This is a genomic window from Nocardiopsis exhalans (genome assembly GCF_024134545.1).
Lineage (GTDB): Bacteria > Actinomycetota > Actinomycetes > Streptosporangiales > Streptosporangiaceae > Nocardiopsis > Nocardiopsis exhalans.
Map to the genome: position 1 here is coordinate 1,221,190 of NZ_CP099837.1, position 13,994 is coordinate 1,235,183.

Annotated in this window: 13 protein-coding genes; 7 read left to right on the plus strand and 6 right to left on the minus strand. The window is 68.2% G+C overall.

Features of this window, described 5'->3' with window-relative positions:
* From NE857_RS05530 to NE857_RS05560, 7 genes are all read left to right on the plus strand, one after another.
* On the plus strand, positions 1-1,167 hold the full coding sequence (locus NE857_RS05530; RefSeq protein WP_254420054.1) for a hypothetical protein: 1,167 nt from the start codon (positions 1-3) through the stop codon (positions 1,165-1,167).
* Positions 1,167-2,840: a right-handed parallel beta-helix repeat-containing protein gene (locus NE857_RS05535; RefSeq protein ID WP_254420055.1), complete on the plus strand. Its 1,674-nt coding sequence runs from the start codon at positions 1,167-1,169 to the stop codon at positions 2,838-2,840. The genes NE857_RS05530 and NE857_RS05535 overlap by 1 nt, the downstream gene beginning before the upstream one ends.
* A gap of 229 nt (positions 2,841-3,069) precedes the next feature.
* Positions 3,070-3,606 carry a hypothetical protein gene (locus NE857_RS05540; RefSeq protein ID WP_254420048.1) on the plus strand — a complete coding sequence of 179 codons (537 nt, stop codon included), beginning with the start codon at positions 3,070-3,072 and terminating at the stop codon, positions 3,604-3,606.
* A gap of 163 nt (positions 3,607-3,769) precedes the next feature.
* Entirely contained in the window at positions 3,770-4,060 is a 291-nt protein-coding gene (locus NE857_RS05545; protein WP_254420049.1) for a hypothetical protein, read from the plus strand.
* Between the two features lie 38 nt (positions 4,061-4,098).
* On the plus strand, positions 4,099-4,410 hold the full coding sequence (locus tag NE857_RS05550; RefSeq protein ID WP_254420056.1) for a hypothetical protein: 312 nt from the start codon (positions 4,099-4,101) through the stop codon (positions 4,408-4,410).
* A 384-nt stretch (positions 4,411-4,794) separates the two neighbouring features.
* A complete protein-coding gene (locus NE857_RS05555; RefSeq protein ID WP_254420057.1) occupies positions 4,795-5,580 on the plus strand; it encodes a transposase in 786 nt (261 codons plus the stop codon).
* Positions 5,581-5,651: 71 nt separating this feature from the next.
* A complete protein-coding gene (locus NE857_RS05560) occupies positions 5,652-7,187 on the plus strand; it encodes an ISL3 family transposase (protein WP_254418091.1) in 1,536 nt (511 codons plus the stop codon).
* A 217-nt stretch (positions 7,188-7,404) separates the two neighbouring features.
* Here the strand turns inward: NE857_RS05560 and NE857_RS05565 are convergent, their stop codons facing one another.
* The 6 genes from NE857_RS05565 to NE857_RS05590 form a co-directional block, all read right to left on the minus strand.
* The gene (locus tag NE857_RS05565) at positions 7,405-7,818 is read right to left on the minus strand and encodes a hypothetical protein (protein WP_254420058.1); all 414 of its coding nucleotides are present in this window, start codon (positions 7,816-7,818) and stop codon (positions 7,405-7,407) included.
* Positions 7,815-8,069: a hypothetical protein gene (locus NE857_RS05570; RefSeq protein WP_254420059.1), complete on the minus strand. Its 255-nt coding sequence runs from the start codon at positions 8,067-8,069 to the stop codon at positions 7,815-7,817. Before NE857_RS05570 ends, NE857_RS05565 begins: the two co-directional genes overlap by 4 nt.
* A gap of 67 nt (positions 8,070-8,136) precedes the next feature.
* Entirely contained in the window at positions 8,137-9,108 is a 972-nt protein-coding gene (locus NE857_RS05575; RefSeq protein WP_254420060.1) for a hypothetical protein, read from the minus strand.
* Between the two features lie 2 nt (positions 9,109-9,110).
* A complete protein-coding gene (locus NE857_RS05580) occupies positions 9,111-10,280 on the minus strand; it encodes a Gp37-like protein (RefSeq protein WP_254420061.1) in 1,170 nt (389 codons plus the stop codon).
* A 3-nt stretch (positions 10,281-10,283) separates the two neighbouring features.
* The gene (locus NE857_RS05585) at positions 10,284-11,249 is read right to left on the minus strand and encodes a phage tail family protein (RefSeq protein ID WP_254420062.1); all 966 of its coding nucleotides are present in this window, start codon (positions 11,247-11,249) and stop codon (positions 10,284-10,286) included.
* Between the two features lie 12 nt (positions 11,250-11,261).
* On the minus strand, positions 11,262-13,925 hold the full coding sequence (locus NE857_RS05590; protein ID WP_254420063.1) for an NlpC/P60 family protein: 2,664 nt from the start codon (positions 13,923-13,925) through the stop codon (positions 11,262-11,264).
* Positions 13,926-13,994 lie beyond the last annotated feature (69 nt).

Here is a 13,994-nt window from a genome sequence, read left to right on the forward strand (position 1 = left end):
ATGTCCTTCTACCGCTACCAGTTCTGCGACCTGGTCACCGACCGCCCCATCGCCGAACTCGACCTCGGCGGGGTCCGCTTCGACCGCAGGATCTGCCAGGCGGGCGCGTTCAGCGGTTCGGTCCCGGTCACCAGCCCCGAGGTGGCCGACAAGGTCGCCAAGGTGGCCGGTCGCCGGGACAACGACCTGACCAGCGGGCCGGGACGCACCGTCGTGCACGTCTGGCGGGGCGACCGGATCTGGGGCACCTACCTGATCTGGTCCGCCGAACCCAAGGCCGACGCCCAGGGCAGGGTCACCGTGGACCTGAACGGCGCCTCCCTGGAGAGCTACCTGCACCACCGCGAGATCCGCTCCGACACCAGCTTCGCAGGTGTCGACCAGCTGCGGATCGCGCGCACCCTGGTTCAGCGGATGGAGGCGTCCCGGCCGATCGGCCTGGTCCCCGCAGACGCCCGGAACTCCGGGGTTACGCGCGACGCCGTCTACCTCGCCTCGGAGGCACTCACCTACGGGGACGCCCTGGAGGACCTGTCCTCACACGAGGAGGGGCCCGAGTGGATGGTGCGCACGGTGGTGCGCGGGGGCGAACGGATCCGTGAGTTCGTGGTCGCGCAGCGGCTGGGAAGTACCCAGACCGAGCACGTGTTCACCCAGCCCGGCAACGTCCTGGGCTGGAGTTACCCGGCCGACGCCACGGACACGGCGACCTCCTGGCAGGCTCGCGGAGACGCGCCCGAAACCGACCCCGAGGAGGAGGCGGAGCAGGTCCTGTCGCGGATCTGGGCCGACCCCCGCTTCGCCGAGAACGGCTGGCCGCTCCTGGACCGCACGGTGGACGCTCCGGGGGTCACCGACCGGGACACCCTGGACGACCACGCCCGCTGGTGGGCCCGCCGTTCCTCGGGCGCGGTGCGGTTCCCGCAGGTGACGGTCCGACTGGACGAGCAGAGCACGTTCACCCCGGACCACCTGGGGGACCGGGCCCGGCTCACCCTGGTCAACGACTGGTTTCCGCTGGTCAACGGGCGCCCCACCTTCTCGAACAGCTGGCGGGTGATCGGGGTGGAGATCACCCCGGCCACCCGCGGCCAGGGACAGGACACGGCGACGCTGATCTTCGAGGAACCCACCGACACCGCACCCGGAACGGAGGGCACGGACTGATGCCGCTACCCAGCTACCCACCCGACCTGGCCACTGAGTGGGCCGGTCTGCGCAGGAAGGTACGGGCCACCTACACCTCGTCCCAGCGGCGAGGGCCCCTGACCCGGCCCGGCAGTCTGGCCCGGCTCGACGAGGACGGGAGGCTGCCCGCGCACTTCATGCCCTCGGAAAGTGTGCTCACCGGGGTTCACGACGTGCGCTCCTTCGGTGCCGTCGGTGACGGGACCAGCGACGACACGGCGGCCCTCCAGGCCGCCCTGTCCCACGTGCGGGACAATGGCGGGGGAACCGTCTACCTGCCGGGAGGGACCTACTCGGTGCGGAACCCGCCGTTGCGGATCTACCGGAACACCCGGCTGGTGCTGGCCCCGGACGCGGTCGTGCGCCGCGACGGGGGACGCACCCTGCTCACCAACGGAGACCGGGACCAGAACCTGCCCGGCTACGGCGGGCACGGGAACATCCTGGTGGAAGGGGGTGTGTGGGACGGCAACGCGGTCGGGGTGCCCAGGTACAACAACATCCTCTCCTTCGGGCACGCCACCGGGATCACCGTGCGCGACACGGTGATCCGCGACGTCCCCGGTTACCACGCGCTCGAACTCAACGCGGTCCGGCACGCCCGGGTGGTGAACCTGCGCTGTGCCGGCGTCGCCGACCCGGAGGGCAGCCGCTCCTTCACGGAGGGGGTCCAGCTGGACCTGGCCAAGGCCAGCGCCTACTTCGGGGAGTTCGGGCCCTACGACGACACCCCCTGCGCCGACGTGACGTTCTCCGGCTGTTCCTTCACCGGATCCGACACTCCGGGGGTCGGCCCCTGGCCGCGCGGGATCGGCTCCCACGCCGCCACCCTGGGCCGCACCCACAGTGACGTGCGGATCCTGGGCTGCCACTTCGAGGACTGCACCCGGGAGGGGGTGCACGCCTACGTCTGGGACCGGGTGACGGTTCAGGGCAACACCTTCCTGGACTGCTCGGGTGGGGTTGCCGTGGCCGCGATCATCGACACCAAGCCGAACGACACCCGGCCACCCGGGTGGGGCGATCCGACAGGCCGATCACAGGCGGTCTCGGACATCGCCATCAGTGGGAACACCTTCACCGGGACCGGTTCCCACGCGGCGGTGCGGTTCGATGGGTACCCGAACGGGGGCTGGATCGACAACGTCACTCTTACCGGTAACACCGTCAACGGCAGTACTTCGTACGGGTTTCAGGGGCGACGCTTGCGTGGACTGACGTGCGTGGCCAACCTGCTGACCGGGACATCTCTGTCGGCCATTCGGGTCGACGACTCGGCAGCGTCATCTGTCAGTTCGAACACCTTCCTGGATACAGGGAGTACCGGCCTGTACCTGGTCGGCGCCGATGACACGGTGGTGTCCGCGAACTCCATGAGGAGGATCGGCCGCAACGGACTGCACGTCCAGGGCGGCGAGCGGATCCGGGCTGACGGCAACCAGATCGGCGAGGCCGGCCAGTACGGAGTGCGTGTCAGCTCTGGTGCCTCAGGTTTCACCTGTACCGGCAATCGTGTGGTCAGCGACGCGGAAGGGCTGTCCATCACCAACACCTGCACGCAGGTCGTGCGCTACGGCAACGATCTGCGCGGCTCCGGAGGGCTGGACGACGCTTCCCCCCATCCAGTGACGGACCCCGGCGACCTGGTCTGATCAGGCGGTCACCATTTTCCCGCTTCCGATATGCGGGCTGGCCGCGCCCCTCCCTCCCGGGTGGGGAAACGAGTGAGTATCCAAGAATGAGCCCGGCACGAGTCGGGCTTTTCCTGTATCTGCGGGTTGTGTTCGCGGATGGTGCAAGAAGAGATCACGAAGATCATCAGAGAAAGGGTTTCTCAGTATGGGTAATACGGCTAACGCGAGTGTGTGGGCGTATGCGGATGTGTTCATCGCTCCGGTGGGTTCGGAGATTCCGCAGGAGGGTCGTCCGTTCGGTGCGGAGTGGGAGCAGGTGGGTCTGCTCGATGGTGAGGAGGGTTTCACCGAGACGGTGGAGGCTGAGTCGGAGGACCTGTACGCCTGGGGTGGTGTGCTGGTGGCTTCGACGCACAACAACTTCAAGGTGACCCGCAAGTTCCTGCCGTTCGAGGACAACAAGACGGTGTATGACCTGATGTATCCGGGTCATGGTGTGGATTTCGACGGTGAGGGTGGTTACGAGGGTCGGATCCATGTGCCGGATCTGCAGGCGCGGTTCATGATCGCGTTCGAGACGCGGACGGGTGATCTGGTCAAGCGGACGGTGTCGGCGAACTACGCGCAGGTGGCTGAGCGTGGTGAGTCGACGGAGAACGCGACTGAGATCGCCAAGCGTGAGATCACGGTGTCGATCTTCCCGACCGATGCTGACGAGGACGGTAAGTCCACTCTCTTCTACACCTACAAGGGCCGCGCCAACTCCGGTGGCGTTGGTAACTAGCCCGCTCTGATGGTCCTGCCCCATTGGGGGATGGGGCCTTTCCTTTTCCCTGTTTTTCCTCTGACCGGCCGGGCCGGGGTTCGCGCGGTTCACCCGGCCCGGCCCTTGCTTTCCCGAACCGCGCTGTGAAGACGAACGATCGTTGCATGAGAGGAACCGCGTGATGACCGAGAACACCGCTGTGGAGGCTGTCCAGGCCGAGGCCACCGCCTCGGAAGCCCCGAAGAAGCTGACCCTGCACGGGTCCGAGTATCTGCTGCCGGCTTCCTCTGATCAGTGGCCGTTGGCTGCCTTGGAGGGTTTTGAGGAGGGCAAGATCGTGGCTGCGCTGCGTAGCTTGCTGGGTCCTGAGCAGTGGGCGCGGCTGAAGGAGGCCGGCGCCACCCTCAGTGACCTGAACACCCTGGCTGAGCAGGTGGCCACCGCCTACGGTTTCGAGTCTGCGGGGGAATAGCGCGCCTCCTCCGCCTACTCCGGGAACATCCTGGTGCGGTGGAGGCCGATCTTGCCCGTTATTACCGGATCGAACTGGCCGATTTCTGGCGGGGCCGGTTGAGTTTGCGGCGTTTGGCTGTATTGCTTCGGTATTTGCCCTCCGAGTCGGCGGCTGCCACGGCATTGGGTGGGGACGGTTGGACGCTGTCTCATTATTTGATGGCCGACATGGTGCATGCGACCACGGGTCAGCCGCATCCGGCTGATCCGAGGGTGCGTCGGGCTGAGGAGGAGAAGAAGGCCCGTTTGGAGCAGGCCCGAGAACGCGCCGAACGACGCAGACAAGAGTTGGCTGACCACGATTCCTGACCACCGGGGGCGGGGTGCGACACGCACTCCGCTCCCGTTTTCTGTTGTCCGGAGCAGGCTCGGGACGGTTTCAGGATGGGCCCGGGGTAAGGGTCGGGGAATCCGGTGAGTGTTTGGGAAACGGGCGGGGCCATCCCTGGGAATGCCCGGGAAGCACCCGGCGAGACGTCCCGGTGGCGGTTCGGGCCGCCCGCGAAGGACGGCTCGAAGCGATCGGAGACACCGGGAGGCTTATTCACAAGCTCCACAAAAAAGGAAATCCGATCATCCGATGAAAGGACCCATCCTGTGGATGCGGTGAGTTTTCGCGTTCTGTGCACACAGCAACGGCTTCTCCGCTGAAATCTGGGATTGAGAGACCGAACCAGACCCGCAAAGAAGCCGTTGGACCTGCAGCGTATAACCGGACTGTCACCCGAACAACTCACCGAGCTCACCGCCCGCGTCCACCACCAACTGGGCCCGCTCACCCGTCCCGGCGGCAGACCCGCAGCGATCGGTCTGTACGCCTCCGTCGCCCTCGTCGTGTCCCTGCACCGACACAACCTCACCCAGGACCTGGCCGGAGCCCTCTTCGATGTCTCCCAGGCCACCGTCAGCCGCCGCTGGGACCTGCTCCGCCCCCTCATCGCCGCCGCCCTGGCCGACCTGGTCCCCGCCCCGGCCGCAACCCTAGGTGGCTCGACCGTCCTAGTCGACGGCACCCTCGCCCCCACCTTGGACTGGAAAACAGCCGAGGACATGTACTCAGGAAAACACCACACCACCGGCTTCAACCTCCAGATCGCCTGCACACCCTCGGGCGACATCGCCGCCGTCGGCCCCGTGCCCGTACCCGAATCACGCCACGACGCCCACGCCTTGGAGGCCGGCGGCCTGGCCGCCCCTATCGCCGATCTGGACAGCACCTTGAGCGACAAGGGCTACCAGGGCCACGTGGACATCTCACCCGCCCGGAAACCCCCGGGCGGCGAGCTCTCCCCGGAGCAGGAGGCCAACAACACCGTGATCAACAGCTTCCGAGCCGCCGCGGAGAGGGCCGTTGCCCATCTGAAGAACTGGCGCATGCTCCAGACCCGCTACCGCGCTCCGCTGGCCAAGTTCAGCGAGGCCCTGTCCGTGATCATCGGCCTGTACTTCTTCACTCGATACTTCGAGGCTTATGAATAAGCCGGGAGTGTAAAGGTAGGGGCTCTGTCCCCATTCCGGTGGTGACGTAGGGCATCAACCTGTCACGCTCGGTGGCGTGTGACGTTAAAGAACTCCTGAAGATCGTCTTCTCCGGCCTGCTGCCCCTGATCATCGAGGCCATCGACGACGGACCCACCATCGGGCTGCGGACCCGCACCCCCGACCAGCCGTCTCCTTGCCCGGTCTGCGGCACCCCCTCCGTCAAGGTGCACGCCTACCACCAGCGCACCCTCACCGACACCCCCGTCGACGGCAAGAACGTGCACGTCACGGTGCGCATACGACGTTTGGTGTGCTCAACCCGCGGTTGCCCCCGCCAAACGTTTCGGGAACAGCTCCCCGGCGTCCTGGTCCGCTACCAGCGGCGCACGCCCCGTCTGGCCACCCAGATCGGCGCGGTAGCGCGGGAGCTGGCAGGCCGGGCCGGCGCCCGGCTGCTCAAGGCCCTGGCCGCACCGGTCTCGAAGAACACCGCGCTACGGACCCTGATGCGCCTGCCCCTTCCCAGGCATCCGGTGCCCCGTGTACTGGGGGTGGACGACTTCGCGCTACGCAAAGGCCGCCGGTATGCCACCGTGCTCACTGACACGACCACCAACGCCCGTATCGAGGTCCTGCCCGACCGCACCGCCGACACCTTGGAAACTTGGCTGCGCGACCGTCCTGGGATCGAGGTCGTGGTGCGCGACGGGTTCGCCGCCTACGCCGAGGCCGTCCGCCGAGCATTGCCCGACGCTGTGCAGGTCGCCGACCGCTGGCACCTGTGGCACAACCTGTCCGAGGCGGTGCGCAAAGACGTCGCCTCCCACAGCACCTGCTGGGCCAAGGCCGGACCTCCCCTCCAGAAGCTGGACCGTCAGGAGTCCACCCTCGAGCGCTGGCACCACATCCACGACCTGCTCGACCAGGGCGTGGGGCTGATGGAGTGCGCCCGCCGACTCAACCTGTCCTTGAACACCATCAAGCGCTACGCCCGCATCGGCGAGCCCGACCGGCTGCGCCAAGCCCCGCAGTACCGCGCTGGCCTGGTCGACCCCTACCGCGACTACCTACGCAAACGAAAGGAGGAGAACCCGGCCGTGCCCGTGCAACGGCTCTTCGGCGAGATCAGCCGACTCGGCTATGAGGGCAGCCTCAACCTGCTCTACAAGTACATCAACCAGGGTCGACTCGACAGCGACCGGGAAGCGATCTCACCCAAGGCCTTCAGCGCGCTGCTCCTGGCCCACCCCAACCGGCTCACACCCGAGGAGAGCCAGACTCTCGCCGAGCTGACCGGGGCCTGCCCGGAGATGGCCCGGCTTGGCGACCACATCAGCGGCTTCGCCCAGCTCCTGGCACCTGCCCCGGGCAACGCCGAGGCCCTGACCGGGTGGATTGCCGGAGTTGGTGAGGACGATCTGCCGCACCTTCACGCCTTCACCCGCGGCCTGGACCAGGACCGGGCCGCGGTCGACGCGGCCCTGACCCTGCCCTTCCACAACGGAGGCACGGAGGGTGTGAACACCAGGTCGAAGCTGCTCAAACGCCAGATGTACGGGCGAGCCGGGTTCCCGTTGCTCCGCCACCGCATCCTCCTGCAGTGAGCTCACTGAACGTCACCACCGAAATGGGGACAGAGCCCTTAACTTGACACACCCAATAAGCCTCCGGGCCGGAGACAAAGAGAACGGGGCCGACGGAACACTGTTCCGTCGGCCCCGTTCTCTTGTTCATCCGAACCCGCGGTGTGGAGCATCGTTGTGCTCTCTGGGATGCTTCGTCACGCTGCGGAGGTCATGTGGTGTTTTCGCCCGGTCCGGGTCAACGCCCGTCCGAGACGAGCTCCTCCAACTCGGTGATCCGCTGCTCAGCCTGGGCCAGGAGGTCGGCCAGATCAGTGGTGGTCAGGATGAAGCGAAGCGTCTGCTCGTCCTGGCCGTCGTCGTTCTCCGGGGCGCCGGACGAAGGAGCCTGCCCGGCCAGTACCTGGCGAGTCCCCTCCGGTCCTCGGAAGCGAGGCAGCTCTCCGTACGAGCCGCTGAGGACCTCGCTCATGGGTTCACCATGAGCATCCTGAAGGTCTGTCACACGTTCCCCGCTTCCGACGTCATAGACCCAGAGGGACACATTGGGGGAGAGCAGGGCCAGGTGTCCGAAGCCGCCGCTCTCACTGTCCACCTGGTGGCCGGGTGTGACGACGAAATCGGGGACCGCCCCGCCGAACCAGTGCCTCACAGCTCTTCCTCTCCCTGCCCGTATCGGTGGCCGAGCACAGTTTCCAGACGGCGCTGGGCGTAGGCCCCCACCGCTGTCAACGCGGCGGTCACGGCCGCCGAACCCAGGACGGCCGGGTTGACGGGGTTTCCCTGGCCCAGGACGGAGGCTGCTGCCCCGGCGCCTGCGACGAGTGCTACGGCGATGACACCCTGGACGGCTGTTCTTCGACAGCGTTCACTCGCGTCCTCGCGAGTTCCGATCGTGGGCATGGTGATTTCTCTCCTTGGCTGATACGTGTTCGGTAGTCGGGTCACAGGGCATGTGCGAGTGCCGCGTTCACCGGGTCGGGTAGATGAAGTTGTCCAGGGCGACCCAACGGGCCTCGTGCCCCAGGTAGCCGATGATTCGGCCCGGGTGGGTGGTGGTGGGATGGGTGCTGCTGATGTCGAGTCGCATGATGGCGACCGCGCCCCGTGACTCGCAGGCGACCGCAGCACGTGTGTAACCAGCGGGACGGGCTTCCTCCGGCATACGCGCGTAGTACTCGGTGTGCGGCAGGGGGCTGCCGTTGACCCGGCTGATCGTTCCGCTCAGTTGGACGAGCCCTGGCTTCAACCAGCGCCAGGAGGGCGGGAAACCGCCGCTTCCTCGCTCGTATCCGGACCGCAGAGGGATCGGCCGCCAGGCGCTCGGGTAGTTGGCGTCCACCAGGGTCTGGTGGGTGCTGCCGTCGAAGACGGTCAGGCGGCGCGAGTCGGTCTCCCAGGACAGTCCGCCCACCTGGAGCGCCGAGTGGCGGTTGTCCGAGGCGGCGGCGACCGCGCCAGCCGAGGCAGAGAACTGGCGTTCGTCGGTGATGGTGCCGATCGCACCGCCCAGCGGGCCGCGGGTCCAGCGGGCCAGGGGCAGGTCCCACACGGTGTCGGTCCGGGTCAGGGAAGGGGTTTGGGGGGTGCCCGAGCCGGTGGCCGGTGTGCCCTCGATGACGTGCGGGCTTACCGTGCGGCCGCTCCGGTCCAGCCGGAGCACGGCCCGGTCGATCCGGGCGCCGCTGGCGGTGTTCAGCGACACCTCCAGGGGCACGAGGTCGTCGACCTCCACGCCGTAGCCCTCCACGACGGCGAAACCGGGGGAGACCGCGGCGTCGCCGTCGCTGGTGCGCAGCACCCGCAGGTCGGGGCCGCCGCCGGGCTGGAGGACGACCCCCGAGGGGACCGCGGCCCGCAGCAGCTTGCGGAACCTGCCCTCCTGGACCTGCTGGGGTTCGCCCTCGGGGGTGAGGTCGAACGGGAACGAGTAGAACGACATGGTCAGGCCTTCCTTTCCAGAGCGGCGATGCGGCGCAGGGCGCGCCGGAGCAGCCGCTCCTGTTCTGTGTCGTCGGCGGAGTCCCCGGGGGGACCGCCGATGGCGGGGGTGATCTCCAGCTCGCCGCTTCCGGCGTCGGCCGAGATCCGTACCTCGGTGACCGGGTCGGTGAAGCGCACCCCGGGCACGGGTTCCAGGGCGACGGTGTCGCCGAGGAAGTAGTCGCGGCCGAAGGCGCAGCGGGCGGTGTCCACCAGCTGGGCCTCCAGAACGGGGGCCCGGCGGGCGTCGGCCAGCTGTGCGGCCCCCGCCGCGTCGAGTTCGTCGGCCTCCTCCACCCGGTTGGCCGAGTGCAGGGACCGGCTGGTCATCCGCCACTCCTCGGCGGCCCCGGTGTCGCCGTACTCGCGGACGAGGGTGTTCTCCTCCTCGTCCTCGGCCAGCACCACCACGTGGGTCGAGGTGGGCATGGCTCGCTGCCAGCGCATCGAGCGCAGGTTGCCGAGTTCCCGGGAGAACCGGGCGGAGGCGCTGCGGTCCACGGGCTCGACCACGTCGAAGACCAGCCGGTCACCCTGCTGGGTCACACGCGCGCCGAGCCCGCCGGAGCAGGCCCGGACCACCTCCATCAGGGGTTCGAACCGGGCCGAGTGGGTGACCTGCGCACCCCGGCCCAGGTCGGGGGCGACCTCCACCTCGCGGGTGCGGGCCGCGCCCCTGCGGGCGGTGGTGCGGGAGTCCCCGATATTGGCCGAGACGAACCCCTTGACCACGGTCTCGGCCGCGCCCGAACGGCGGTCGGAGCCCTCGCCCTGGTCGGCCGCGGTCAGTCGCGGGTCGGGGTAGGCGAGTTCTCCCGCCACCACCGCGAGGTCGTCCGCGCCGGACACGCTGACGGTGCCCTCCCCGGCCAGGTCACCGGTGTCGGCGGACCACTCGCGGGGGCCGCTCTCCTCGATCTGGCCGGTGAGCAGGATGCGGTCGTCCAGGGTGACGATCACTCCCCAGCCGGGGGCGATCCGCTCGCGGACCCGGTCGCTGGCGGCGCAGGTGAGGGAGAACGACGAAACCCCCGACCAGAGGAGGTCGAGGGTCACGTTCTGCCAGGGGAGCGGCCCCCGGTTCACCAGATCGGGATCGCGGGCGTACACCCGCAGCCGTTCCAGGCTCACGGCTCACCACCCCGCCTGGTAGCGGGGGCGGAAGGCCACCCGGACGGTGGATTCGGCGGTGGCGTCGGCGAGCCCGACCCGGAGCCGGTTCTCACCGGGTTCCAGGGGGAACAGGTGCGGCCACTCCGCCAGGTGCGGCCACCAGTCCTCTCCGTCGCCGTCCACGGCGGTCAGCCCGCTGTCGGGTGCGGACGCGACCGGACGGCAGTCCACGGTCACCCGTTGGCCGGGTTCGAGTGCGCGCTCGAAGGCCCACTCGGCCCCGGTCTCCGTGTTCGTGACCACCGGCCGTCCCGGACCCACGAGTGTCCACACGGGGTGCGCGGGGGCGTCGCCGGGGTTGGTGATGACGGTGGCCTCGCCGACCTGGCTGGTGCCCAGGGTGATCGGATAGATCGGGTAGAAGGCGCGGGGGTCGTTCTCCACCCGCCAGGAGACGACCTGCTCGGGGCCCTCGAAGTAGGGGTCCGGGGCATGGAACTCCAGGTTGGGGTAGGCCTGAGCGCAGGCGGACAGGTCGTCCAGTTCGTCCTCGGCGGCGTCCAGGCCGCCCTGGTAGTAGCAGGAGATCTCCCGCGCTGAGCCGTCGGGCAGTTCCACCCGGAGGCGGCCGGGTCGGATCCCGGAGGGGGTGCGGTGCCGCAGGGCCCGCTGGAGGCTCCGGTGGGCCCGCAGGTAGCGTTCCTGGTCGGTGCCGATGACCAGCAGGGGGACGGTGAGCACCCGGGGTGCGACCCGGATGTCGCGGAGCAGTCCCTCACCGTTGCCGAAGCGGTCGGTGGTGATCTCCTGTTCGGGCAGCCCGAAGCCGCCGCGCCCGGTGAGTGAGCGGTAGGGGTCCGAGGTCAGGTCCAGCCGGGTGCCGTCCGGGGCGATCCACACCAGGCGCTTGGCGGGCGGGGCCTCGATCCGGGGCCAGGTCTTCGGCGGTGGCGGCGGTGGGACGGGCGGTAGGTAGACGATGGGCATGGGTGTGCCTCCTTACCTGGGCCGGGCCAGTCGGGCCGTCCGCCGGGCGTGGTCCAGGGCGCGGACCACGTCACGGGGCGTCGAGTAGCCGGGCACGTGGTTGACGTTGACGGTGCCGACCAGGGGCCGGTCGGCGGTGGCGTGCGCGCCGGGGGAGACCGGTACGCGGTGGCCGCTGAGCACCCCGTCCACCAGGTGCTCGAAGGCACGGGTCTGCCGGGGCGAGAGGACCCGCTCGGGGTGCCCGGACTCGTTGACCCCGACGGTGCCGCTGCCCCAGATCCCGCCGCTGTCGAACAGCCGGCTCGGCCGACGGATCGCGAGCGGGCTCGGGTACATGGCGCGGTGCGAGACCGAGGCCCCGGTGTAGGGGGCGTGGATTAGCTGGCCGGGCTTGGTGACCATGGCGACGTGCCCGCGGTGCGGGAACACGAGGTCGCCGGGGGCCTCGGAGCCCCTGCTGATGGCACGGCCGGTGTTGATCTGGTCGTAGGTGACCCGCGGGATGCGAACCCCCGCTCCCTGGTACCAGGCGTACTGCATGAGGCTGGAGCAGTCGAAACCGCGGGTGTTCGCGCCCCGCCCGAAGCCCAGGGAGGGCCCGCTGATCCCGCCGCCGCCCCAGGAATAGGGGACACCGAGCTGGGTCCGGGCCGCCGCGACCACGGGACCGCCGCTGTTGAAGAGCCGCTTGAACAGGGAACCGAAGTAGTTGCCGATGCCCGCGATCACCGACTGGTGCAGGTTCTGGATACCGATCCTGGTGTCCTCGGTGTGTTCGGAGATGGCGTGGGCCGCCTGACTGCGGACCGCGCCGCCCCTGGCGAACCGCTGCGGGTCGTGGTCACCGACGGCCCCGCCGCTGGCGAAGCCCACGTAACCCTGGCGGATCGCGGACCGCAGCCGGTAGACCCCGGCCTGGCCACCGGCCTGCTGGACCTCCTTGGCGGTGAGCACATGCTCACCGTTGGAGAGCAAGGCGGGGATGTCGTCACTGGTCCCGGTTCCGGGGCCGATGACGGCGCCGCCGGTGGCCATCAAGCTGATGTTGTCGCTGGGAGTGCTGACATCCCATGAGCCGGTGCCGGTGGCGCGGATGCGGGTCTCGATCTCCTCCGGGGTCCCCATGATGGTGTCGACGTAGTCGGCGGCCTCCTCCTCGGTGTCGTGATACTGGCCCATGAGCTCGATCAGTTCGTCACGCTGGTCCTCGTACTCCTTGACCAGATCACTCGTGGTCCGGCCCTGCTCCCGCTGGGAGACCATGTAGTCGATGGTCGAGCTGCGTAGCCCTTCCATCTCCTTGAGCAGGTCGTTGCCGCTCTTGGTGGACAGGTCAGTTTCACCGCGGTTGTCATGGATGGCGGCCGTCGCTGAGCGAAGCGAGTCATGGTAATTAGCCTCGGCCCGCATCGCGTCGACGGTCCCACCGGTCAGTTGGTCGAGTGAGTTGCGAAGGTCGTCAGCGGCCTTTTTGGATTCGTTGAACTCGTCTGTGAGCCTCTGCTGCTCGGTGGTCATGTCTCCGGTCGCAGCAGCATTGTCGGAGGTGGCCTCGGTGAGGTTGTCGAACAGCTCGTGGTACTCCCGGCCCTCGGCCGTGCCTTCCCTGATGTCCTCGGAGTACTCGCTCTGTCGTTGGGACAGCTGGCCGAGCGCAGCTCCCTTCTCGACCAGGGTGTCAGCCTCGGCTAGCAGCGCTTCCCGCTGCTCCCAGGTCAGATCCGTGGAGGTGTGGAGAAGTTCCTCCACCTCCATGAGGCGGTCTGAGTTCTCCTCCTGCATCTGGTTCAGCTTGTTGGTCGCTTCGGTTTGCCCGGCCACCGCCTGGGTGAAGGTCTGGGTGCTGACGCCGGCCTCGTTCAGGAGGGAAGGGATGTCGTCCGTGCGCATTCGCTCGGCGAGGTGGCTGATGGAGTTCTCACCCATGCCTCCTTCGAACCGGAGGGCTTCCTTGAACTCCTCCGCCTCCGCTGCGGCCTTCTGGAAATGCTGGATCACCATGCCACCGACAGCGATGACCCCGGCCGCCGCGAGCCCCCAGGGACCGAAAGCCGCGGCGCCCAGTGCGAGTGCGCCGGTGAGCATCCCGGTCGACTCACCTGCCCGTCTTGTGCTCTTCCCCATCTGCGAGGCGTTTTTCCCGGTCGCTTGGAGGGCTTGGGTGTGCGCATCCGCTTTCTGGAGTTTCTTGAACTCCTCACCCAGGGTTGCCACCGAAATGGCCGCCGTGGAGAACTGCGTGGCCAGTTGAGCGAAGGGGCCCGTGCCGTCGGCCCCGAACAGGGCGCCCAGGGCGACGAACTCTTTCGTGATGGTTCCCACCGACTTGGCGGACTCCTCGGCGAGCGACTTCTGGGTCTTCTTGGTGTTCTCGGCGATCTGTTCCAGAGACTCCTGCTGTTTCTTGCCGTTCTCCGTGAACAGGGTGGTGAGCTCGGTGTGCTGGGTCCCGATGGTCGAGATCTCGGCGCCGGTCTGGCTCGCCGAGTCCTGTACCGTCTTCAGGCCGGAGGCCAGTTCCTGATTTGCCGCGGTGACCGATGACAGGCCTTCGGTGACCGAACCGGCGGACTGCTTGATCCCCTCCAAAGCGCCCGCGAGCTGCTGGGCGGATCCGGTGGCCTGGCGTAGGGCCTCGTCCCATCTTCTGATTTCGTCGGTGGACAGTGGCACTTCTTCCCCTTTCCTTGGTGAAGTGAGAAAGGCCGGGGCCGGTCACCGTTGCTTCTGGTGACCGGCCCC

What these genes read in the sequence shown, in the direction of transcription:
- NE857_RS05530 (WP_254420054.1), top strand. Translation starts at nt 1, where the DNA reads ATGTCCTTCTACCGCTACCAGTTCTGCGACCTGGTCACCGACCGCCCC.
- NE857_RS05535 (WP_254420055.1), top strand. Translation starts at nt 1,167, where the DNA reads ATGCCGCTACCCAGCTACCCACCCGACCTGGCCACTGAGTGGGCCGGT.
- NE857_RS05545 (WP_254420049.1), top strand. Translation starts at nt 3,770, where the DNA reads ATGACCGAGAACACCGCTGTGGAGGCTGTCCAGGCCGAGGCCACCGCC.
- NE857_RS05570 (WP_254420059.1), bottom strand. Translation starts at nt 8,069, where the DNA reads ATGCCCACGATCGGAACTCGCGAGGACGCGAGTGAACGCTGTCGAAGA.
- NE857_RS05575 (WP_254420060.1), bottom strand. Translation starts at nt 9,108, where the DNA reads ATGTCGTTCTACTCGTTCCCGTTCGACCTCACCCCCGAGGGCGAACCC.
- NE857_RS05585 (WP_254420062.1), bottom strand. Translation starts at nt 11,249, where the DNA reads ATGCCCATCGTCTACCTACCGCCCGTCCCACCGCCGCCACCGCCGAAG.